The organism is Terrabacter sp. GCM10028922, assembly GCF_042666095.1.
GTDB lineage: Bacteria > Actinomycetota > Actinomycetes > Actinomycetales > Dermatophilaceae > Terrabacter.
Genome location: NZ_JBHTFG010000007.1, coordinates 161,554 through 182,966, shown reverse-complemented (window position 1 = coordinate 182,966; position 21,413 = coordinate 161,554). Strand labels below are relative to the sequence as shown.

Genomic DNA, 21,413 nt, shown 5'->3' with positions numbered 1-21,413 from the left:
GCCGGGGCGCCCCCTCCGTGGGAAGGGGCGCCCGGCGGCGTCATCGCGCAGATGAGCAGGTCTCAGCCCGTGGCCGCGACGCCGGCGTCCACGTCGGTCTCGAGGTGCAGCACCCCGTAGCTCCAGCCGCGGCGCCGATAGACGACGCTCGGGCGGTCGGTGTCCGCGTCGTGGAAGAGGAAGAAGTCGTGGCCGACGAGCTCCATCTGGTTCACGGCGTCCTCGAGCGACATGGGCGCGGCCGTGTGGATCTTCTCGCGGACCTCGATGGGCGAGTTGCCGAGCGCTCCGAAGCGCTCGAGGTCGTCGATGCGCCCCTCGCCGCCCTCGCGGTCAGACGGCCCGGGGGCCGACCCGTTGGCCGAGGCGTCGACGCGCGCGGTCGCCTGTGCGACCGACTCCGGGATCCGTCGTCCGCGGCTGACGCGCCGCTTGTCGTGCACCCGCCTCAGGCGATCCATCAGCTTGTCCACGGCCGCATCGAGAGCGGCGTACTTGTCGTCGAGACAAGCCTCCGCCCGAATGACGGGGCCCTTGGCGTGGCAGGTGATCTCGACCTTCTCCGACCCGCGGGCGACGCGCTCGTGTGTGACGACGACGTCGACGCGGTGCACCTTCGGGGCGAGCGCAGACACCTTGGCCATTCGCTCGTCCAGCTGCTCACGGAATCGGTCGGGGATCTGGACGTGGCGTCCAGTGACGACGATCTCCACGGTTCCTCCTTGATCGCGCACGTCTTCTTCGTGCGTGCAGTGAGAGTGGTTCGGGGCCGTGTCGCCTGGGACAGGGCCCGATGGTCAGTTCGGTCCCCCTTCCGCTCGATCACGTCCCGCGGAGGCGCCGGAAGGCGGCTCCCGCAGGGACGGGGTCCATGCCTCGACACTACTTCGGCGCCGCATCCGCTGGGAAGCGTCCACCGCAACCCTTCCCAACATCACAGGGGATGCACAGGGGGATTCGGGACGACGGCTCCGGGCTCACCCACGCGTTCGCTGCGTGGCAGCCATCGTGGCGGCCACGACCCCCTGCGCACCGGCCGCCCGGAGGGCCCGAGCGGCCTCTGCGAGGGTCGCCCCCGTCGTGACCACGTCGTCGACCAGCACGCAGCGCCGGTCGCGGATCACGTTGTGCCACAACGGCTTGACGGCAACCGCCCCGCTCAGGTTGCCTCGGCGCTCCCCGGTGCCGAGCCCCGACTGGTCCGCGACCCGCCGCACGTGGCGCAGGGCGGGCGCGACCCGCAGCGTCGGCCCCGCGCGATCTGCGAGCTGTGCCAGGGACGCCTCACAGAGCGCGACGAGCGGCGTGTCCCCGCGTGCGCGCACCGCCCGCCCCGACGAGGGAGCAGGAACCACGAGCACGGCCCCCTCGACCCACCCCGCGCCGACCACCGCGCCGGACACCGAGGCGGCGAGCAGGGGCGCCAGCACGCCGACGAGGTCGCGGCGTCCGACGTCCTTCCACGCGGACACGACCGCCCGGAGCGGGTCGGCATACACACCCCAGGCGTGCACGGACGGGAGCCCCTCGGGCGCCGGATGCGGCATGACCCAGGGCCCGCCGCCGGTGTGGCCCGTGGCCGGGCCGAAGGAGAGAGACGCGAGCGCCCGCGTGCACCGAGCACACCACGAGGAGCCGGTACGGAGGCAGCCACCGCACTCGCGTGGGAGGACGAGGTCGGTGAGGTCACCGACGGCTTCCAGCACAGTCGAACGGCGGGAGTCGTCTCGCACCCGGCACCACGGCCCCGAGCGCAGCCAGGAGGCGCGTCGGTGCCGTGAGCCGCCTGCTCCGCGACCTTCCACTCCTCCATCCCACCCGGCACGACCGTCGGGTGCACCGTGATGCGCAGGACCTGTGGATGCGTCCGGATGGCGCACGGGGGTGTGGACGAGCGGACCCGGTGAGCTCCGACCGGCCGGTCAGCCTCCCGGCACCAGGACGTCGCTGCCCTGGACGATGCGCCGCCACGTCGACCCGGCCCGCGCAAGGACCCGGTCGTCGCTCGTGACGATGATGATGCCGCGCGGTCCCCCGACGGTCGTGATCGACGCCGCGCCGGGCACCTGCCCGAGGCGACCCGACTCACGCAGCGCCCCGTCGACGCCCGCGCCCAGCGTGCCGAGCCACGGCCGCATCACGTCGCGCTCGCGCACCTTGCCGAGCACGGCGTAGTTGAGGGGGTCGAGCCACGTGACGTCCTCGATGACGCCGAGCGACTGGGCCTGGCGCAGCGGCTGCGCCAACGCGGTGGGCTCGCCGTTCGTGGCCCTGACGATGCCGCTCAGGCCGAGCTGGACGTCGCTGCCGTTCAGGGCGGTCGTCACGACGAGGGCCCTGGCCGCGTCGGCGGACACCGACAGCTCGACGACCCGGCGGCCCTCGAGCCACGGTGCGTGGATGGCCTTCGGGGCGGCGTCGGGGTCGCTCGACACCGAGTCGAGGACGAAGACGCGGTCGTCACCTTCGTGGTCCGCACCCCCGATCCACAGGTAACCGTCGGCGTCGTAGACCGGCTTGGTGAGGCCCGTGGCGAAGGGGGCGAGCGTGCGGGTCGGCTCGGTGGCCCGCCAGATCGACAGGTCGCGCAGGTCGCGTGAGATCGCGGCGACCTGCTTGCCGTCGACAGACAGGGCGAGGCTGCGCCACAGGTCGGGGATGCGCTCGACGTCACCGTCCTGGGGGTCGAGGTCAGGGCGCTTGGCTGCACCGGTGTCGGGCACGAAGCGTGGGTCGATGCGCTGGATCGTGTCGCCGCGCCGCACGAGGGCCGTGTCCAGGGTCGACCGGGGAACGACGTCGTAGCCGAGCTCGGACGAGGTGGAGACGGACGTGACACCATCGGACAGCTCGAGGGGCGTGTTGTCGACAGAGAGCGCCACGGCGTTGACCGGCGAGATCTGCAGGAGCGTCTTGGTCAGCTGCGCCCACATGGCGGCTCGGTCAGCCGGTCCGGCCGAGAGCGCCTGGCTGCTGAGGTTGACCAGCGCAGTGCCGTTCTCGACGGGGACGGCGTTGACGGCAAGTTGCGTGCCCGGGGGGACACCGGTGGTGACGGCACCCTTGAGGTGGTCCGGCACGGCGCTCAGCTGGGCACGGGCCAGGGTCGTCGCGAGCCTGGAGCCGTTGGGGAACCACCGCGAGTCGGGCACGAGGTCGCGTGAGTTGGGCGTGATGTAGTAGATGAACCGGTTGGTGTAGACACGCGAGAACTGGTCGCTGTCGAGCCACAGGCCGAACCCCTTGCGCGGCAGCTCGATCCGCCACTCCCCACCGACCTTCGTCAGTCCGAGCGTGATCTCCTGACGGGTGCCGGGCTCCTGCTCGACGTAGCGCCCGTCGGGGCCCAGCCGAGCCAGGACGCTGGCCGAGACCCTGACGGTGTCGTCGTCGAGTGGGCGGATGGTGAGGTCGCCGTCGTAGACCACGACCTCGTCGCTCGACCAGCGCCAGAGGTCCACCGACTGGGGCGCGAGGAAGAGCTTGCCGGTCGCGTGGGTGTCGTCGTTGTCCTCGCCCGCTCGCAGGAAGCCGCGGACGACCGCGTCCTGGCTCGAACCGTCGACGGGCGCCTGCGCCACCACCCGCACCTGCTCGCCCAGCACCTCGCTGAGAGCGCGGCCCTCGACGACCGGCCCCGACGCCGGAAGACCGCCCCAGCCACACCCGGTGAGCAGCGTGGCCATCGCGACGGCGAGCGCGGCGACCAGACGTCGTGTCACGGCGCCCGCTCCACGACGATGCGACGCAGCCGCACCGTGTCGTCGTCGGCGCGCGACGTGGGCCCGCCTCCGTCGCCTCCCTGCCGGTCAGCGGTGCGGGCCCGCGCAGCCTCGGCGGCGAGCGGGCTGAGCGGCAGCGGCGAGCTGGTGATCGTCGCGTCGGCCTTGCGGGGCAGGGTCAGCCGGAAGCACGAGCCCTCACCGCGCGCGCCCCACGCCTCGAGGCGCCCGGCATGCAGCCGCGCATCCTCGAGCGCGATGGCGAGGCCGAGGCCGGTGCCGCCCGTCGTGCGGGCCCGTGCAGGGTCCGCGCGCCAGAATCGCGTGAAGACGAGGGCGGCCTCGCCGGGGCGCAGGCCGACACCGTGGTCACGCACCGTGACGGCCACGGCGGTGTCGTTGGCTCCCACGGTGACCTCGACGGGCTTGCCTTCGCCGTGCTCGATGGCGTTGGCGACGAGGTTGCGCAGGATGCGTTCGATGCGGCGGGAGTCCATGTCGGCTATGACGGGCTCTGCCGGCGCCTCGATGCGCAGCTGCGTGCCCTTGCGCGCCGCCAGTGTGCGGTGGGCGTCGACGGCGCGTTCGACCGAGGCGCACAGGTCGCTCGCCTCGACGTCGAGCACCGCGGCGCCGGCGTCGAACCGCGAGATCTCGAGCAGGTCGGTCAGCAGCGACTCGAAGCGGTCGAGCTCGCCACGCAGCAGCTCGGCGGACCGGGCCACCGTCGGCTCGAAGTCACCGCGCGAGTCGTGGATGAGGTCGCCCGCCATGCGAATCGTCGTGAGCGGCGTGCGCAGCTCGTGCGACACGTCGGACACGAAGCGTTGCTGGACGCGGGAGAGGTTCTCGAGCTGGGCGATCTGCTGCTGGATCGAGGCGGCCATGGCGTTGAAGGAGTTGCCCAGCCGGGCGAGGTCGTCCTCGCCCTTGGCCCGCATGCGCTCGTTGAGGTTGCCCTCGGCGAACCTTTCCGCGACGATCGCGGCCCGCCGGACGGGGTCGGCCACGAGTCGTGTCACGACGAAGGCGATGGCGCCGACGAGGAGGATGAGCGCGGCACCGCCGATGAGGAAGGTCTGGCCGACGAACGAGATGATCTCGCGCTCGCGGTGCATCGGGTAGATGAAGTAGAGGCCGTAGTCGCCGGCCACCCCCGTGTCGATGCGCTGCCCGACGATGACGGCAGAGATCGTGTCGTTGCCCTCCTCGATCGTCGCGACCTGGAGGTGCTGGTGGTCCGGCTGCGCTGCCACCTCGGCGGGCAGCTCGTCGGGGATGAAGCGCGTGCCGACGCTGCCGCTCTCGATGGCCTCCATGACGACGCGGCCGTCGTTGTTGTTGGCGAGCCGCGAGAGGACGACGTAGCGGGTCTCGTTGCCGGCGTCGCGGCTGTACTGCCTGACGAGGCTGGTGGCGAACTGCCGCAACGCGGCCGTCGAGTCGTTCTGGTCGGTGGTGTCGAAGGCCCGTTGGGCGTCATTCGCATCGCGCAGGCTGTCCTCCGCCGCGATGCGTTGCCGGCTGTCGACGAGACCCTGCGCGATCGAGCCGTAGAGGTAGGTGCCCACTGCCGTCAGCACGAGGATGCCGAGCAGCATCGTCACCATGACCACCCGGAAGCCGAGCGAGGCCCGCCACAGGTGCAGGACTCGGCGCCACCCGCCGCGCAGCCAGGACCCGACCCGCGAGGCCTGGCTCGCGAGTCCGCTCCTGACCGCGCGCCCGTTCATCTCAGGACGGGCCGGCCTTGTACCCGACGCCGCGCACCGTCACGACGATCTCGGGACGCTCGGGGTCGTGCTCGATCTTCGAGCGCAGCCGTTGGACGTGGACGTTGACGAGGCGGGTGTCGCCGGCGTGACGATAGCCCCACACCTGTTCCAGGAGGACCTCGCGCGTGAACACCTGCCACGGCTTGCGGGCGAGGGCCACGAGCAGGTCGAACTCGAGTGGCGTCAGCGACAGCGACTGGCCGTCGCGTTTGACCGAGTGACCCGCCACGTCGATCTCGAGGTCGCCGATCGACAGCTTCTCGGGCGCCGGCTCGTCCCCACGGCGCAGCCTGGCGCGCACGCGTGCGATGAGCTCCTGAGGCTTGAACGGCTTCATGACGTAGTCGTCGGCCCCCGACTCGAGGCCGACGACGACGTCGACGGTGTCGGTGCGGGCGGTGAGCATGACGATCGGCACGCCGCTCTCGGAGCGGATGCGGCGGCACACCTCCATGCCGTCGAGTCCGGGCAGCATGACGTCGAGCAGGACGAGGTCGGGCCGTGAGTCGCGGAACGCGCCCATCGCCTCCGAGCCGTCGGCCACGTGCGTGACCTCGAGACCCTCGTTGCGCAGCACGATCCCGAGCATCTCGGCGAGTGCGAGGTCGTCGTCGACGACCAGTACCCGACCCTTCACGACACACTCCTTCCCGGACCGCGAACAACGCGCCCCGTATGTCCTGACCAAATCATCACACATGGCCGAGCGCGTGCCCGTGCATGAGCGCTCGGCCCGGCCAGGCGTGGAAGGCGGGCGCACGGCATACGGAGGGCTGCTCGGTCGGACGGTGACGAGGGCGGCCGTCGGTGTCACGTCGGTGTCAGGCGAGGGTCGGGCGAGGGTCAGGCCGGCGTCAGGCCGGCGTCAGGCCGGAGTCAGCCCTGCGTGACGTACCACTTGCCACCGATCTTGACGGCCTTGAAGCTGGCCACGACGTCGGCCGCGAGCGCCGGCTCCGTCGTGACGCTCTCGAAGGTGGCGGTGTTGCCGTTCACGGTCGCGCCGCTGATCTTGAGGCCCTGGAAGGCGGCACCGAGCTCCTTGATCTGGTCGAGCATCGGCGTGATCGTCTTGCCGCAGGCCTCCGCGGCACCGGGGATGCTCGAGATCGCCTTGCCCTGTGTCGCCATGAGCGAGCAGACGGTGTTGCCGTCGCCCGCCACCATCGCGCCGAGCCACGACGTCATCACTGCCTCGGGGCTGGTCTGGTCGACCGGACCCGCGGTGGCACTGCCGGTGCCGCTGTCGTCGGAGGTCGCCGACGACATCGTGTCGGCCGGGGTCGTGCTGCTGGAGCTCGACCCGGCCGACGTGGTCTGCGTGGGACCCTGGTCGACCGCTTTGGAGCAGGCGGAGAGTGAGACGGACAGGGCGACGGCGATCGCGCCGGTGACGAGCTTGTTCATGGAGGGTCCTGCCAGACAGGGGGTGGAGGTGAGTCGGGACGATCCTGCCACGGCAAGCGGTCGCCGACGCTGCCGGTGGCCCGTCGCATCGGCTGTCTCACGCTCGCGAGGACGGTCGCCACGCCCGTCGCGAATCCACCCAAAAGCGCGCGCCGGACCCCTCGAGCGGGGATGATCTCCCGGTGACGAGCGACACGCGGGGACGCGCAGGAGCCGAGGAGGCGCCGGGAGCGGGCGAGCCGGCTCCCGCCCCCGGCGAGGCGCACGGCAGCGACGCACATCGGAGCGACGGACATCGAAGCGACTCCGCGGGCCCGTCGGCCGTGGCCGCCCCGCGTCGACGCGGTCCCCTGCCGCTGCTCATCCGGCAGGCACTCCCCGGCATCATCATTCTCGGCGCCGTCATCCAGCTCGCGCGGCCGGTCGGTGACCCGGACACCTTCTGGCACCTGGCAGCCGGCGACTACCTGCGCGAGACCTGGACCTTCAACGGACCCGACCCCTGGAGCGCGTCCGCGACCCAGCCATGGCGCCTGCACGAATGGCTGCCCGAGCTCGTCATGAGCGTCGTCCAGCAGGCACTGGGGCTCCCGGGAGTCGCCTGGCTGCTCCCCCTCGGCGTAGCGGTCATCGGCCTGTCGCTGTGGCGCGCCACGCGAGCCCGGGCCTCGCTCCTCGCCTCGGTCGTCGTCACCGTGATCGCGGTGGCCGCGATGAGCCAGAGCCTGTCCCTGCGACCCCACCTGCTCTCGTTCGCCTTCGCCGTGGCGTTCACCGCGGCGTGGTTGAGAGCGGCGCAGGACGGCCGGGCGCGATGGTGGCTCGTCCCCATGACATGGGTCTGGGCCTGCACCCACGGGATGTGGTTCTTCGGGGTCGTCATCGGCGTCGTGGCGCTCGTCGGCATCGCCTTCGACCGTGCGGTCGACCTCCGGCGGTGGGGCCGGCTCGCCTTGGTGCCCGTCGCCTCGCTCGCCGTGGCGGCCGTGACTCCGACCGGACCGGCACTGCTCCTGTCCCCCTTCGCCGTGAACGAGACGACCGAGTTCATCGCGGAGTGGATGCCGTCCTCGCTCAAGCAGCCGGGCTTCCTCTTCTTCCTGCTGCTCGCCGCCGTCGTCGTGCTCATCTGGGCGCGGACCCGGCAGCGCGTGCCGTGGACCGAGGTGCTCCTCGTCGGCCTCGCCATCGGGCTGGCGCTGCTCTACAGCCGTACCGTCGCGATGGGCGCGGCGGTCCTGGCCCCCGTCGCCGCGCTGACGATCCAGCGGCTCCTCCCTTCGGAGCCGGAGCCGACCACTCGACGTGAGGTCGGGCTGACGGTCGGCCTGACCGCTCTCGGGCTCGTCGTGGCCGCCCTCGTCGTCCCGTCACGCGCCGCGGTGCCGACGTGGGGTGCGAACGACCTCGACGCGCGACTCGACGCGCTGCCGCAGGACACCGTCGTGTGCAACGACTACGGCATCGGCGGATGGCTCATCTGGCGCCACCCCGAGCTCCGACCCACCGTCGACGGCCGCACCGAGATCTACGGTGCCGGCCACGTCAGGGCGCACATCGAGTTCGAGCGGGCCGAACCCGGCTGGCAGGGCTACGTGACGAGGAACGGGTGCCGCTACGCGCTGCTCGACAACGACCAGCCCGTCGTCGAGGCCCTCGTCGCGCAGTCACGCTGGGCCGTCGTGCAGCGCGGCGCGCAGTACGTCCTGCTCCGCGCTCCGCGGTGAGCTCGCCCCCAACTCAGAGCCCCCGCCCGCCAGCCACAGACGTGCGTATGCCGTCCACCTCGCGAGGCGGACGGCATACGTACGTCGTGGCGGCGTCCCGGTAGGACGGGGTGCCGGGTCGCTCAGTAGCGGTAGTGGTCCGGCTTGTAGGGGCCGGCGACGTCGACGCCGAGGTACTCGGCCTGGCCCTTCGTCAGCTGCGTGAGCCGGACGCCGAGGGCGTCGAGGTGCAGACGCGCGACCTTCTCGTCGAGGTGCTTCGGCAGGGTGTATACCTGCTTGGCGTAGTCGCCGGTCTTCGTGAACAGCTCGATCTGGGCGATCGTCTGGTTGCTGAACGAGTTGCTCATGACGAAGCTCGGGTGGCCCGTCGCGTTGCCGAGGTTCATGAGGCGACCCTCGGACAGCACGATGATCGAGCTGCCGCTCTCGAAGGTCCACTCGTGCACCTGCGGCTTGATCTGCGTCTTCGTGATGCCCGGCACGCGCGCGAGGCCGGCCATGTCGATCTCGTTGTCGAAGTGACCGATGTTGGCGACGATCGCCTTGTTCTTCATCTTCTGCATGTGGTCGGCCGTGATGACGTCGTAGCAGCCGGTCGTCGTGACGAAGATGTCGGCGGTCTCGACGACGTCCTCCATCCGGGCGACCTGGAAGCCCTCCATGGCGGCCTGGAGCGCGCAGATCGGGTCGATCTCGGTGACGATGACCCGAGCGCCCTGGCCCCGGAGCGACTCGGCGCAGCCCTTGCCCACGTCGCCGTAGCCGGCCACGACGGTGACCTTTCCGCCGATGAGGACGTCGGTGGCGCGGTTGAGGCCGTCGATGAGCGAGTGGCGACAGCCGTAGGTGTTGTCGAACTTGCTCTTCGTGACCGCGTCGTTGACGTTGATGGCCGGGAAGAGCAGCTCGCCCGACTCGGCGAGCTGGTAGAGGCGGTGCACGCCGGTGGTGGTCTCCTCGGTGACACCCTTGATGCCGGCCGCGACCGTGGTCCACTTGCGGGGGTCGGCGGCCATCGTCTGGCGCACCAGCTCCTTGAAGACGCCGAACTCCTCGGAGTCCTCGTCGGTGGTCGGGGGCACCTGGCCCGCCGTCTCCCACTCGAGACCCTTGTGGACGAGCATCGTGGCGTCGCCGCCGTCGTCGAGGATCATGTTCGGGCCCTCGCCACCCGGCCACGTGAGGATCTGGTCGGTGCACCACCAGTACTCCGGGAGGGTCTCGCCCTTCCAGGCGAAGACCGGCACGCCCTGCAGGTCGTCGGCGGTGCCGTGGGGGCCCACGACGACGGCGGCAGCGGCCTCGTCCTGGGTGGAGTAGATGTTGCAGCTGGCCCAGCGGACCTCTGCGCCCAGTGCGGTGAGGGTCTCGATGAGGACCGCCGTCTGGACCGTCATGTGCAGCGAGCCGGCGATGCGGGCGCCCTTGAGGGGTTGGGCCTCGGCGTACTCCTCGCGGATCGCCATGAGGCCGGGCATCTCGTGCTCGGCGAGTCGGAGCTGGTGTCGGCCGGCCTCGGCGAGGCTCAGGTCGGCAACCTTGTAGTCGAAGGACATGAGTGATCGCTTCCTTGGATCGTCGGTGTGCAGACCCGGCGCGCCCCTCTGGGCTCATCTGGCGGGTCATCACCCACGCCGGCAGTCGCCCAGTCTAGCCGCGGCGGCAGGTGGGCTCGAACCGCCGCGTCGAGGGTTGCCCGTCACGGAGCGCCCGTCGGTGGCTTGTCGGTGGCTCGTCGGTGGCTATCGGTGGCTCGTCAGTGGCTCGCTGCGGCCTCGTCCGACCTCTTCCGGCGCGGGACGACATGCAGCACGGCGACGACGACGGCGCCGACGACGAGCCCGATGACCGCCGACGCAACGGTGTTGACGAGCCACGCGAGCACTCCGCCGATCCCGGCGACCCCTGCCACGCCCTCCTCGAGGTGGTGGACCAGCCCGTAGAGCCAGTGCCAGCCCAGCTCGTCGACGCCGACGAGCAGGATGTGCCCGCCGACCCAGAGCATGGCCGCGATGCCGACGGTCGAGAGCACCGAGAGCAGCCGCGGCATGCCCTTGACGAGTCCACGACCGAGGCGCTGCGATCCACCGGACTCGCGCTCGGCGAGCTTGAGCCCGACGTCGTCCATCTTGACGATGAGCCCGACGACGCCGTAGACGAGGGCGGTGATGAGCAGCGCGACGACGATGAGGATGATCGCGCGCGAGACGAACGGCTCGTCGTCGACCTCGTTGAGGGCGATGACCATGATCTCGGCCGACAGGATGAAGTCGGTGCGGATCGCGCCCGAGACGACGTGGTCCTCGTCGACCTCGCCGGGTCCCGACTCCTCCTCGTGGTGGCCCGCGACGATCTCCCAGACCTTCTCGGCGCCCTCGTAGCAGAGGTACGCGCCGCCGATCATCAGGATCGGGGTCAGCAGCCAGGGCAGGAACTGGCTGAGCAGCATGATCACCGGCAGGATGACGAGCAGCTTGTTGCGCAGCGAGCCGAGCGCGATCCGCTTGATGATCGGCAGCTCGCGCTCGGGTGCCAGACCGTGGACGTACCTCGGCGTCACCGCGGTGTCGTCGACGACGACACCGGTGGCCTTGACGCTGGCCTTCGCGGCTGCCGCACCGACATCGTCGACCGAGGCGGCCGCGAGCTTCACCAGTGCCGCGATGTCGTCGAGGAGCGCTACGAGTCCGCCTGCCATGGCGTCATCCTAGGGGTGGCCGGGAGCCCGCTCTTGGCTGGATGGAGCCGCAGCGGCGGTCGTGTCGAGGGGCAGGCCGAGGAGCGCGTTCTCGACGACCTCGGCGAGCGCCGGGTGGATCCAGTACACGCCGCGCGCCAGGTCGCGCACGGACGTGCCGAAGGCCAACGCCTGCACGACCGGCTGGATGAGCGACGTCGCCTGCGGCCCCATGAGGTGGGCGCCGAGCAGCAGCCCGGTCTCCGGGTCGGCGACGAGCTTGCACACGCTCGTCCTGTCCTCCATGGCCCAGCCGTATGCCGTGTCGCCGTACTCCTGGACGAACGTCACGTGGGGGCGGCCCTCCTCCACGCAGTCGTCCTCGGTGAGTCCGACCGTCGCGATCTGGGGGTGGCTGAAGATGCCCGAGGGAATGTGGTCGTGCGGCAACAGCTGCAGGTCGTCGGGGTGCACGAGGTTGTGCGCGATGGTCCTCGCCTCGGCGTTGGCGACGTGTTTGAGCTGGTAGTGCGAGCTGACGTCGCCGAGGGCCCACACGCCGGGCGCGCTCGTGCGGCCGTACTCGTCGACGTCGACCCGGCCGTCCTCGAGGACCTTCAGGCCGCCTGCGTCCGCGCCGAGGCCGGTGCTGTTGGGCGCTCGACCCGTGGCGACGAGGAGCAGGTCGGCGTCGAGATCGCAGCCGCTGTCGAGGCGCAGCCGCACGCCGCCCCCACCCGGGCCGGCCCCCACGGCGAGCACGGTCGTGCTGGTGCGCACGTCCCACTGCTCGCGGGCCAGGTCGGTGAAGCGCTGCGAGATCTCGGTATCGAGGTGGCGCAGCAGCCGCGGGCCGCGCGCGAGGATCGTGACGCGCACCCCGAACGAGGCGAACACGTGCGCCATCTCGGCCGCGATGAAGCCGCCGCCGATGATCGCGAGCCGCTCGGGCAGCTCGTCGATGCGCATGATCGTGTCGGACGTGTGGAACTCGACGCCGGAGTCGGCCACGACGTCGGGGATCACGGGGTGGGCGCCGGCGGCGACGACGACCTGGTCGGCCGTCAGGATCTCGGTGCGTCCCTGCCCGAGGTCGACGCAGAGCGTGCGGTCGCCGGTGAAGCGGGCGTGTCCCAGGTAGGCCGTCGTGTTGGCGCCCTCGACGCGGTAGCGGCGTCCGCTCTCGGAGATCGGGTCGATGCGGCTGAAGATGCGGTCGCGCACGTCCGCCCACCGCACGCCCTCGAGCGTGGCGTCGACGCCGTACCGTCCGGCCTCGCGCACGTCGCGGGCGACGTCCGCGGCGTAGACGAACATCTTCGTCGGGATGCAGCCGACGTTGAGGCAGGTTCCGCCGAAGGTGCCGCCCTCGATGACGGCGACGCGCTTGTCGTCGAAGTCGGGCGTCACGAGCGAGTTGCCCGAACCGGTGCCGATGATGGCCAGGTCGTAGTGCTGCGTCACCGTGGCAGCCTACGGGCCCGGCTCGCGTCAGAGCGCCCGGGCACCGCGCAGGAGGCGAACGTGCGGAGATGTGGCCGGGTCGAATCCCAGGCCGAGCGCGAGGTAGGTGGCGGCGAAGTCGGTGAGCGCGACGTGGTGAGCGAGCCGCAGCAGCGGGTCGGCGTCGGGCGCGTCGACGAGCGACACGCGTACGCCGGCGTCCTCGGCGACTGAGACGACGGTGTCGGCGACCCGCGGCCCCTCCCCGGACGCCGAGGTGTCACGCAGCATGATGAGCCGCAGGGGCGGGCGACTCGGCCCGTCGAGGAACGGGTCGGCGAAGATGTCGTCACCGTTGCCGGAGTCGCCCGACGCGAGGGGGCCGTCGAAGCACGCGACGATCTGGCTCGCAGCGTCGGGCAGGCAGCCGTACGCCACGGGGACGCGTCCGGTGCGACCGAACATCGAGGCGGCCCGGCGCGCCGTCACCTCGCCGAAGGGCCCCTCACCGAGGACGATCGGGGTGGACTCGGCGAGCTCGGTCGCGAGCACCTTGGCCGGGTTGACGAACGACTCGGAGGCCGGGCGGGCATCGGTCGCGGCACGGTCGAGGACGTCGGCGAGCTCGGCGAGCGTCTCGCGGCTCACGTTGGCGATCCCCAGCGCATCGGCCGCGAGCAGGGCCGGCGTCGCCTGCGCCCACATCGACGTGCGCGACGACGACCCGGCGACGGCGATCGGCACGTGGACACCATGGGCCCGGGCGCACACCTCGGCGAGGGGCGAGTCGGCGGCGCCGACCGTGACGAGGAAGGCGCCGCGTCGCGCGGCCTCGGCGGCGAGGGCGAGCGTGCCAGCGGCGCGGCCCGACTGCGAGACGGCGATGACGACGTCCAGCGTGCCGACCCAACCCGGCAGCGAGCCTGACGAGCAGCTCTGGACGGGCAGCGCCGAGGCGCCGCGGGAGATCGCCTCGAAGAGGTCGGCGACGGCGACGGATCCACCCGCGGCCGCGACGACGACGCCGCGGGGCTCGACCTCACGGAGGCGGTCGAGTCCGGCCTCTCCGGCTGCGGCCACGGTGCGCCGCACCTGGGCACCGGCCCCCGCGAGGGCACGCAGCGACTCGCTGCGGTCGAGCGACGCGATGGCGCCCTCGTCGTCCAGGCGGGCCTCGTCGAACACGGCGCCCACGGGCCTCAGCCGTCGGTGCGGCGGGCGAGGTCGACGAGCAGGACCGGCACCCCGCCCTCGACGGGGTAGGCCAGGTGACAGGTGTCGCACCGCAGCTCGGCGACCTCGGAGTCTCCCGCGGTGTGGACCGCGTCGGTGACCTCACCCTTGCACTGCGGGCAGCGGATGATCTCCCGCAGCCACGGCTCGATCGTCTGCTGGCTCTGGCTCACGAAGCGTCTCCTGCGTCCTGGTCGGCGGTTGACCCGATCTCGTCGCGCGCGGTGCCGCTGGACCGGATGAGGGCGAGCAGCTCGTCGCGCACGCCCTGCATCGTCTCACGGTCGCCGGCCTCGACGTTGAGGCGCAGGAGCGGCTCGGTGTTGGAGGCGCGCACGTTGAACCACCACATCGGCGTGGTGCCGTCGGGGCAGGTGACGGTCAGGCCGTCGAGCTCGTCGGTGCCGGCCCCTCGCACCTGCGCCCACGCGCGCACCTGCTCGACGACAGCGGCCGAGTCGCTCACCGTCGAGTTGATCTCACCGGACGCGACATAGCGTTCGTAGTCATCGGTGAGGGCCGACAGCGGGCCGTCCTGCTCGCCGAGAGCGGCCAGGACGTGCATCGCGGCCAGCATGCCGGTGTCGGCGAACCAGAAGTCACGGAAGTAGTAGTGGGCGGAGTGCTCTCCGCCGAAAACCGCTCCGGCACGGGCCATCTCGGCCTTGATGAAGGAGTGGCCGACGCGGGTGCGCACGGGCGTCGCGTCCGACTCGCGGATGACCTCACGCACCGCGGCGCTCGAGATGACGTTGTGGACGATCGCGACGTCGGTGTCGCCGGCCGCGCGGGCCCGGTCGATCTCGCGCACGGCCACGAGTCCGGTGATGGCGCTCGGGGAGACGGGCTCACCGTCGGCGTCGACGACGAAGCAGCGGTCGGCGTCACCGTCGAAGGCCAGCCCCAGGTCGGCGCCGTGCTCGCGCACGGCGGCCTGGAGGTCCACGAGGTTGGCCGGGTCGAGCGGGTTGGCCTCGTGGTTCGGAAAGGTGCCGTCGAGCTCGAAGTAGAGCGGCACGATCTCGAGCGGAAGCTCGGGCAGGCCGGCGCCCGTGCCGAGGACGGCCGGCACCGTGTGCCCGCCCATGCCGTTGCCGGCGTCGACGACGACCTTGAGCGGTCGCGAGCCGGAGAGGTCGACGAGCCCGCGCAGGAAGCCGGCGTAGTCGGCCAGCAGGTCGCGCGTCGTCACCGATCCCGGTTCCCCTGCCGGGTGCGCCAGGCCCGTGCCACCGTCGAGCAGCCATTGCGCGAGGTCGCGGATCTCTGCGAGGCCGGAGTCCTGGCCGACGGGGCGCGCCGCCGAGCGGCACAGCTTGATGCCGTTGTACTGGGCCGGGTTGTGGCTCGCCGTGAACATGGCGCCGGGCTGGTCGAGCGCACCGCTCGCGTAGTAGAGGCCGTCGGTCGAGCAGAGTCCGATGAGCGTGACGTCGACACCGCGCGACGTGACACCTGCCGCGAAGGCCGATGAGAGCTCGGGCGAGCTGGGGCGCATGTCGTGGCCGACGACGACGCCGCTCGCACCGTCGGGGACGGCGACCACCTCGGCGAAGGCGACCCCGAGGGCGCGAGCCACCTCGGGCGAGAGCTGGTCGGGGACGATCCCACGAACGTCATAGGCCTTGACGAAGTCTGCGAGGTGCGGCACGCCGAACACCCTAGTGGTCAGGAGTCCTTGAGGATGCGCAGGTGTCCGCGGCGGCCTGACTCGACGGCCCCCGACTCGGCCTCGGCGTTGGCCTGCCCGCGCGAGACGGTGCGGGGGTCTGCCGGGCGGCTCGTGCGTGGGCGTCCGGCCTCCCGGACGGCGTCGGCGAGGGCGAGCAGGTCGTCTGCCGCGAGTGCGGGCTCGGGGAACTCGCCACCCACCCGCACGACCTCCCAGCCACGGGGCGCCGTCATCCGCTCCGCGTGCTCGAGGCAGAGGTCGTAGGTGTGCGGCTCGGCGTACGTCGCCAGCGGGCCGACGACGACGGCGCGGTCGGCGTACGCGTAGGTCAGGGTCGCGACGGCCGGGCGAGCGCATCCCGTCTTCGAGCAACCACGTGTCAGACCCACGATCCGGGACTCTAGTCCGCGCCTCCGACGAGGACGAATCACCACGCCGTCCGAGGCCGGATCCGCCGGCGTATGGCGTCTCTCCTCCCTCCGCCCGGCGCCTGGTCGTCGTGCCCGCGGGGCTCGCGAGGTGCAGGTGCTCGGGCACTGCGCCGATCTAGAGTGGGGGCGTGGACACCCTCGAGCCCCGCACTCCCGGGCGTCGCCGTCGGCGTGACCGGCACGGCCGCGGACGCCGTGGCCCGCTGGCCTGGCCGCCGGTCCCGGCGATGACGTCGCGACGCGACGAGTTCGACGACTTCGTGCTGGACGCCGCCGCGCGGCTCGAGGCAACGTGCGGGCGCGCTTTTCCAGCAGTCGAGTTCGCGGTCGAGGACGTGCCGCGAGGCCCCGCCCCGTGGGATCACCGCGAGGTGCCGCTCGGCCGCCTGTACCCCGCGACGAGCGCGCGCCCGGCCCGCATCGTCGTCTACCGCCGTCCCGTCGAGACCCGCGTGACCGACCGCCGTGACGTGGCGGCACTCGTCGCCGACATCGTCACGGAGCAGGTCGCGGGCCTTCTCGGCGTCTCCCCCGAGGAGCTCGACCCCGGGTTCGGCGAGTGACCTCGGGCCCTCGCCTGTCCCACCCTCGTCAGTTGCGGACCTGACGCACCGGTACTGCGAGGGCCCGCACCGGCGCATCGGTGATCGGTGCGACGGAGAAGAACGGCACGCTCCCGTCGACGCCCGCCACGGAGACCGCTGCCCTGACGGCCCCGCTGCCCGGAACGACCCACACGCTGTCGGCGTCACCGGCAGCCACGACGGTCGTGGAGTCTGCCGGCACCGTGACGGTCGAGACCTTCGCGGCGCTGCCCGTACCGAGCCGGACCTGGACACTCGCCTCGGCCGGACCCGCAGTCAGGAGAAGGCGTTTCGTCGTGCCCGGCAGCCCCGGGAGCATGACGCCGCCGACACCGCGCAGCACCGGGGTCGCCGGGGTCCAGGCGAAGTCACCCATCTTGTCGGCGACGGTGGCGCGCCGCTCGGTCCAGGCAGCTGCGACGAGAGGCTGGTCGGACCGTACGCCGAGGCCCATCGCCGCCGCGTTGGGGGGCATCGCCACGTCGAGGGTCGTGCCTGCGGGCACACGAACGGCGCGGAGGTCGTCGGGCTGGACCGCCCCCTTGTCGGTGAGCAGCCGCACCTGCGCGAGCGACTCGGTGTCGCCGGGGTTGACGAGGCGAAGCCACACCGAGCCGCCCGTCTCGACGCCCGGCACCACGAGGTCGGTGCTCGGCGCGGCGGCGCGCGTCGAGTCGTCGATGCCGCGGCCGGTGGCGCCGAGGATCCACTGCTCGTCGAGCACGGCTGACATGACGCCACCGGTGGCGGTCACATGCACGACCGGGCCGCCCTCGTCGGGTGCGACGGCATCGAGCGAGACGACCTCTCGCGAGAGTGGCGGCACGGAGATGCTGCGGTCGTCGGCGGCGTCGATGGGGCCCGAACGGCCGAAGACCTCGAAGGACACCGACACGGCATTCGCCCCGGGGTTGCTGACGACGACCCGCTCGGTCCGGGACGGACCCGCGCCGCCCCCGACGAGCCAGACGTCGGAGGACGGCTGCTGACACTGGGTGACGGCGAGACCACGGTCGTCGTCGCCCTTGTGCTGCCACACCTGGGTGGCCACGAGTCCCGGGGCGAGGGCACCGGACGCCCGGGCCATGACGACCTCTGGCGTGGACACCTCGGCGGTGGCGACCTCACCGCGCGAGGACGTCTGCGCCAGGCCGGTGGACGTGGGCCCACTGAGCAGCTGCACCGTGCCGCCGCCACCGGAGGGGCCGCCCGCCACGACGCCCCCGTCAGGGGCCGAGGCCGCGACCGTGACCGTGCCCTCGACGTCGCGCAGGCCGACGGCCCCGAGGCGCTGCTGACCGGGGCAGACCAGCGACGCCTCGTCGACGAGCACGTTCGACGACTCGGGCAGGCCCGCCCGCTCGCCCGGAGTCGCGAGGGTCACCGAGCCACTGACGCGGGTGGCCCCGACCGCGAGACCGGTCGCGACGAGCGCCACGGCCCCGACCCGGACGATGCCGGACACGTTCCTCATGTGCGCCTCCTCGAGCGTCGGTTTCCGAAGGGCACGGCCAGGAAGACGACAAGACCGAGGAGCACTCCCTGCCCGAGACGCCACCAGGGCTGCGCCGCGGCGAGGTCGATGCGCAGGGCGCCGGCGGTCGGGGGCACGGCATACGTCGGCTGGGCGGCACCGGCCACGGGATCGAGGCGCCGTCCGTCGAAGGTGACGAGCGCCTGCTCGGACCACTCGGAGGGTTCGGCGAGCACGAGCGAGCGGGCTCCGGTGCCGGCCGGCAGGGTCGTGTCGACCGCGGCGTGCGGCCCACTGGTGGGGACGACCTGGAGCAGCGCGCCGTCGGCGTCGACCAGCCGGGCTCGCGACGGTGCGGTCGCGGGCGTCCCACCGTCGGCCGTCGGTAGCGGCTGCACCTTCCAGAGGATGCCCCGGTCGCTCGTGCCGAGACGGCTCAGACCTTCGGACGAGTCGAGCCGCCGGGCGAGCGCGGAGTCCGCGGTGGCGCGTACCTGCACGAAGCCGATGCCCAGGCGGGCGAGAGCCGTCGAGTCGAGGGAGTCGGCCCCCCGCCCCCCGACGATGTTGGCGACGGCGTCGACGAGCGGGGCGTCGTCGGCGTCCGGCGTGCGGTCGAGGTCGCGCAGCAGCTCTCCCGGCTCCTGCCCGGCGAGCACGAAGTCCACGACGTCGTCGGACGGGCGCAGCAGGAGCAGCCGGTTGGCGAGGGCTCCACTGCCCTGCTCGGTCGCGACGGCGGGCAGGGTCGCCTGCCCCACGGACAGGGTGCGCCCGATCCCGTCGATGCCCCACAGCGCGGCCCCCGCGACGGTCGGGACGACGGCGAGCACGGCGGCGACGACGGCCCCCGCGAAGCCCCACCTCCGTCCGGGACGTACGAGCGACGCGAGCACGACACGGCTGCCGGCGAGCAGCCCGACGAGGAGCCCCGCGAGCCAGAGCTGCAGACCGAGGCCGGCCCACAGATGGGCGGCGGCCGACTGGCCCACGCCCGTCTCGGCGGAGCCCAGCAGCACGCGCTGAGAGACCACAGCCCCGGCGAGGCCCACCACGGCGACCAGCGCGCCGACGGCGAGTCCGACGGACTCGGCGCGGCCGCGGCTCCGGGAGGCGAGGCCGAGCACCCCGAGCAGGACGAGCGGCGCACCGAGCCACACAGCCCAGGTGGTGCCGCCCGGCTCACCGAGGACGAGGGCGAGGACGCCCCACGGCCCCCCGTCCTCGGAGGTCGAGAGCAGCCCCGGACCGGACAGGAGCAACCGCCAGTCCTCCACGAAGCGCGCGGCCCACGGCCCCAGGAGGGCGGCCGGCACGACGAGCAGCACGAACGCTCGGGCGCGGCGCAGACCGGGGCCCAGGACGAGCAGGAGCAGGGCCGCGACCGCGGCCAGAGCGAGCAGCGGCGGCGCGAAGGCGCCGACCACGGCGGTGGCGAGCGCGGTCGCGAACGTCGCGGTGAAGGTGCCGTCACGGCGAGCCGCGAGGCAGTAGCCGGCGAGGACGAACGGAAGCAGGACGTGGACGGCGGCGACGGCGACGCGGCCCTCGGACACGCCCGCGGCGGCCACACCGACCGTGCCCCAGGCCAGGGCGGCAAGCGCCCGCGCAATGCGCGACGACGTGACGACGCGCCCGGCGAGATAGGTGGACCAGGCTCCGAGCGCCGGGGCCAGGAACAGCAGCCACGCGATGGTGACGCCGGCGCTCGAACGGCTCTCGGCCACACCGGGAAGGCGCTCGGCGAGCCAGGTCAAGGCGGACAGGACCGCGAGGTGCGGTCCGGACTCCGCGCCGGAGCCGAGGCCGGCGCCGTGCCAGGCGTCGCGGAACGCGTGCCAGAGTCCCGACGACCCGGTCGTGACGGGGCGGAGCTCGCCGCCCGCGACACCGGTGTTGGTCGGCGACAGCGCGCCGGATCGGATCGGGCCGCGCCAAGCGGCCACCGACGCGGCGAGAACAGCTGTCACAGCGAGGAATCCGGGGTGGGTGACGATGCGGCGCGGCAGCGATGCCGGGAGGTGGTCGAGCGACTCGGACTCGTCGGCGACGGGCCCGGTCTCTGTCGTCAGCGCCGCCTCACGGCGCGCGCGGGGGCGATCAGGGGTGATGGCGTCCTGGATGTGGTCGATGGTCGTGCGCGCAGCCACCGTGGGCGCGACGAACAGGGTGGCGAGGTGGTCGCGGCGCAGCCGTTTCGTGGCCCGGCCCCGCCAGCGTGCACCGAAGGTGGCGAAGGGGTGCAGCAGGGCGGTGATGTCGGTCAGCTCGCGCCAGGCCTGCCGGGGACGCTTGGCCACGAGCAGGGTCAGCGATGCGACGACGGCGGAGAGCGCCATCCAGACCGCGAGGAACGGCGCCGCGAGCGGAGAGCACCGGGCGAGCGTGACCTGCCGGGCCGCGCGGCGTCCGCGGCGTTCGAGCTCGCGGGGCCGTGCACCGCCGGGGCGCTCTCCGTCGAGGCCCGCGGCCGCGTCGCGCACGACCGCTCCCGGCACGACGATGACGCGGTGGCCGGCGAGCTGGGCCCGCCAGCCGAAGTCGAGGTCGGCGCCGTGCTCGACGAACACGGGGTCGAAACCGCCGATGTCGTCGTACGCGGAGCGCCGCACGAGCATGCCGCTCGTGCTCACGGCGAGCACGTCGGCACGGTTGTCGTACTGGCCCTGGTCGGCCTCGCCGCGGGCCGGTGACGCGAGGCGTCGCCCGGTGCGGGTGATCTGGATGCCCATCTCGACGAGTCGGCGGGGATCGTGCCAGTCGACGATCTTCGGCCCGGCGACGCCCACGGACTTCGAGCGCATGCCGGCGTGCAGCAGCTGCGCCAGGGCGTTGGCGCGCGGCACCGAGTCGTCGTGCAGCACCCAGAGCCAGCTCGACGACGGGTCGGCGGGGACCGACAGGGCTTCGACGCCACGCTCGATGGCAGCACCGATGGGCACGCGCGCGTCGAGGCGCACGACGTCGACCGACGGGATCGCCCGGCGCACGCCCGAGTGGGCGCGCGCGATGGCGTTCGACGTGTCGCTGCTCGCGACGTCGACGACGACGAGCCGCGCTGGCGGCAGTGTCTGGGCGGCGAGACCGTCGAGACACTGCGCCAGCCACGCAGCTCCGTTGTGTACGACGACGATCGCGTCGACCTCGGCGTTCGGTCGCGGCCCGGTGGAGGGAGGGGCGGACAACGACACGGACGACGCACTCCCCGCGTCAGCGGAGGTGCTCAGGTCTTCTGCGAGCTCGTCGGGCACAGCGGCTACCTTCA

General features: G+C 72.5%; 17 protein-coding genes. 2 read left to right on the top strand and 15 right to left on the bottom strand.

The genetic code is table 11. The annotated features are described in order from the left end of the window. Nucleotides 1-62: 62 nt before the first annotated feature. From hpf to ACFQU3_RS08315, 6 genes are all read right to left on the bottom strand, one after another. Complete coding sequence (gene hpf / locus ACFQU3_RS08340; RefSeq protein ID WP_385908593.1) at nucleotides 63-713, bottom strand: ribosome hibernation-promoting factor, HPF/YfiA family; 651 nt, start codon at nucleotides 711-713, stop codon at nucleotides 63-65. A gap of 264 nt (nucleotides 714-977) precedes the next feature. Next, nucleotides 978-1,514 carry a ComF family protein gene (locus ACFQU3_RS08335; protein WP_385908591.1) on the bottom strand — a complete coding sequence of 179 codons (537 nt, stop codon included), beginning with the start codon at nucleotides 1,512-1,514 and terminating at the stop codon, nucleotides 978-980. A 408-nt stretch (nucleotides 1,515-1,922) separates the two neighbouring features. After that, nucleotides 1,923-3,722: a GerMN domain-containing protein gene (locus ACFQU3_RS08330; RefSeq protein WP_385908589.1), complete on the bottom strand. Its 1,800-nt coding sequence runs from the start codon at nucleotides 3,720-3,722 to the stop codon at nucleotides 1,923-1,925. Then, the gene (mtrB, locus tag ACFQU3_RS08325; protein ID WP_385908587.1) at nucleotides 3,719-5,455 is read right to left on the bottom strand and encodes an MtrAB system histidine kinase MtrB; all 1,737 of its coding nucleotides are present in this window, start codon (nucleotides 5,453-5,455) and stop codon (nucleotides 3,719-3,721) included. The genes ACFQU3_RS08330 and mtrB overlap by 4 nt, the downstream gene beginning before the upstream one ends. Nucleotide 5,456: 1 nt before the next feature. Beyond that, complete coding sequence (gene mtrA, locus ACFQU3_RS08320) at nucleotides 5,457-6,134, bottom strand: MtrAB system response regulator MtrA (RefSeq protein ID WP_385908585.1); 678 nt, start codon at nucleotides 6,132-6,134, stop codon at nucleotides 5,457-5,459. Between the two features lie 239 nt (nucleotides 6,135-6,373). Next, the gene (locus ACFQU3_RS08315; RefSeq protein WP_385908583.1) at nucleotides 6,374-6,904 is read right to left on the bottom strand and encodes a hypothetical protein; all 531 of its coding nucleotides are present in this window, start codon (nucleotides 6,902-6,904) and stop codon (nucleotides 6,374-6,376) included. A 182-nt stretch (nucleotides 6,905-7,086) separates the two neighbouring features. Between ACFQU3_RS08315 and ACFQU3_RS08310 the strand changes: the two genes are divergently transcribed. Next, on the top strand, nucleotides 7,087-8,631 hold the full coding sequence (locus tag ACFQU3_RS08310; protein ID WP_385908581.1) for a hypothetical protein: 1,545 nt from the start codon (nucleotides 7,087-7,089) through the stop codon (nucleotides 8,629-8,631). A 122-nt stretch (nucleotides 8,632-8,753) separates the two neighbouring features. Here the strand turns inward: ACFQU3_RS08310 and ahcY are convergent, their stop codons facing one another. The 7 genes from ahcY to ACFQU3_RS08275 form a co-directional block, all read right to left on the bottom strand. Next, nucleotides 8,754-10,190, bottom strand: a complete 1,437-nt coding sequence (ahcY, locus tag ACFQU3_RS08305; protein WP_385908579.1) for an adenosylhomocysteinase — start codon at nucleotides 10,188-10,190, stop codon at nucleotides 8,754-8,756. A gap of 200 nt (nucleotides 10,191-10,390) precedes the next feature. Then, complete coding sequence (locus ACFQU3_RS08300; protein WP_385908577.1) at nucleotides 10,391-11,332, bottom strand: DUF808 domain-containing protein; 942 nt, start codon at nucleotides 11,330-11,332, stop codon at nucleotides 10,391-10,393. A 9-nt stretch (nucleotides 11,333-11,341) separates the two neighbouring features. Next, entirely contained in the window at nucleotides 11,342-12,775 is a 1,434-nt protein-coding gene (locus ACFQU3_RS08295) for a mycothione reductase (protein WP_385908575.1), read from the bottom strand. Nucleotides 12,776-12,802: 27 nt separating this feature from the next. Then, nucleotides 12,803-13,948 (bottom strand): SIS domain-containing protein, encoded by a 1,146-nt coding sequence (locus ACFQU3_RS08290; protein WP_385908573.1) that lies wholly within the window; start codon nucleotides 13,946-13,948, stop codon nucleotides 12,803-12,805. A 5-nt stretch (nucleotides 13,949-13,953) separates the two neighbouring features. Then, nucleotides 13,954-14,160 (bottom strand): Trm112 family protein, encoded by a 207-nt coding sequence (locus ACFQU3_RS08285; RefSeq protein WP_385908571.1) that lies wholly within the window; start codon nucleotides 14,158-14,160, stop codon nucleotides 13,954-13,956. After that, nucleotides 14,157-15,647, bottom strand: a complete 1,491-nt coding sequence (locus ACFQU3_RS08280) for a phosphomannomutase/phosphoglucomutase (protein WP_385908569.1) — start codon at nucleotides 15,645-15,647, stop codon at nucleotides 14,157-14,159. The genes ACFQU3_RS08285 and ACFQU3_RS08280 overlap by 4 nt, the downstream gene beginning before the upstream one ends. 8 nt (nucleotides 15,648-15,655) lie before the next feature. After that, complete coding sequence (locus ACFQU3_RS08275) at nucleotides 15,656-16,048, bottom strand: DUF3499 domain-containing protein (RefSeq protein ID WP_385908567.1); 393 nt, start codon at nucleotides 16,046-16,048, stop codon at nucleotides 15,656-15,658. A gap of 170 nt (nucleotides 16,049-16,218) precedes the next feature. Between ACFQU3_RS08275 and ACFQU3_RS08270 the strand changes: the two genes are divergently transcribed. Continuing rightward, on the top strand, nucleotides 16,219-16,653 hold the full coding sequence (locus ACFQU3_RS08270) for a metallopeptidase family protein (protein ID WP_385908565.1): 435 nt from the start codon (nucleotides 16,219-16,221) through the stop codon (nucleotides 16,651-16,653). A gap of 28 nt (nucleotides 16,654-16,681) precedes the next feature. On the opposite strand, the gene ACFQU3_RS08265 is transcribed toward ACFQU3_RS08270, so the two are convergent. Beyond that, nucleotides 16,682-18,148 (bottom strand): DUF5719 family protein, encoded by a 1,467-nt coding sequence (locus ACFQU3_RS08265; protein WP_385908563.1) that lies wholly within the window; start codon nucleotides 18,146-18,148, stop codon nucleotides 16,682-16,684. After that, nucleotides 18,145-21,399, bottom strand: coding sequence for a glycosyltransferase family 2 protein (locus ACFQU3_RS08260; RefSeq protein WP_385908561.1), 3,255 nt, complete (start codon nucleotides 21,397-21,399; stop codon nucleotides 18,145-18,147). The genes ACFQU3_RS08265 and ACFQU3_RS08260 overlap by 4 nt, the downstream gene beginning before the upstream one ends. Nucleotides 21,400-21,413: the final 14 nt, after the last annotated feature.

What these genes read in the sequence shown, in the direction of transcription:
- mtrB (WP_385908587.1), bottom strand. Translation starts at nt 5,455, where the DNA reads ATGAACGGGCGCGCGGTCAGGAGCGGACTCGCGAGCCAGGCCTCGCGG.
- ACFQU3_RS08315 (WP_385908583.1), bottom strand. Translation starts at nt 6,904, where the DNA reads ATGAACAAGCTCGTCACCGGCGCGATCGCCGTCGCCCTGTCCGTCTCA.
- ahcY (WP_385908579.1), bottom strand. Translation starts at nt 10,190, where the DNA reads ATGTCCTTCGACTACAAGGTTGCCGACCTGAGCCTCGCCGAGGCCGGC.
- ACFQU3_RS08300 (WP_385908577.1), bottom strand. Translation starts at nt 11,332, where the DNA reads ATGGCAGGCGGACTCGTAGCGCTCCTCGACGACATCGCGGCACTGGTG.
- ACFQU3_RS08265 (WP_385908563.1), bottom strand. Translation starts at nt 18,148, where the DNA reads ATGAGGAACGTGTCCGGCATCGTCCGGGTCGGGGCCGTGGCGCTCGTC.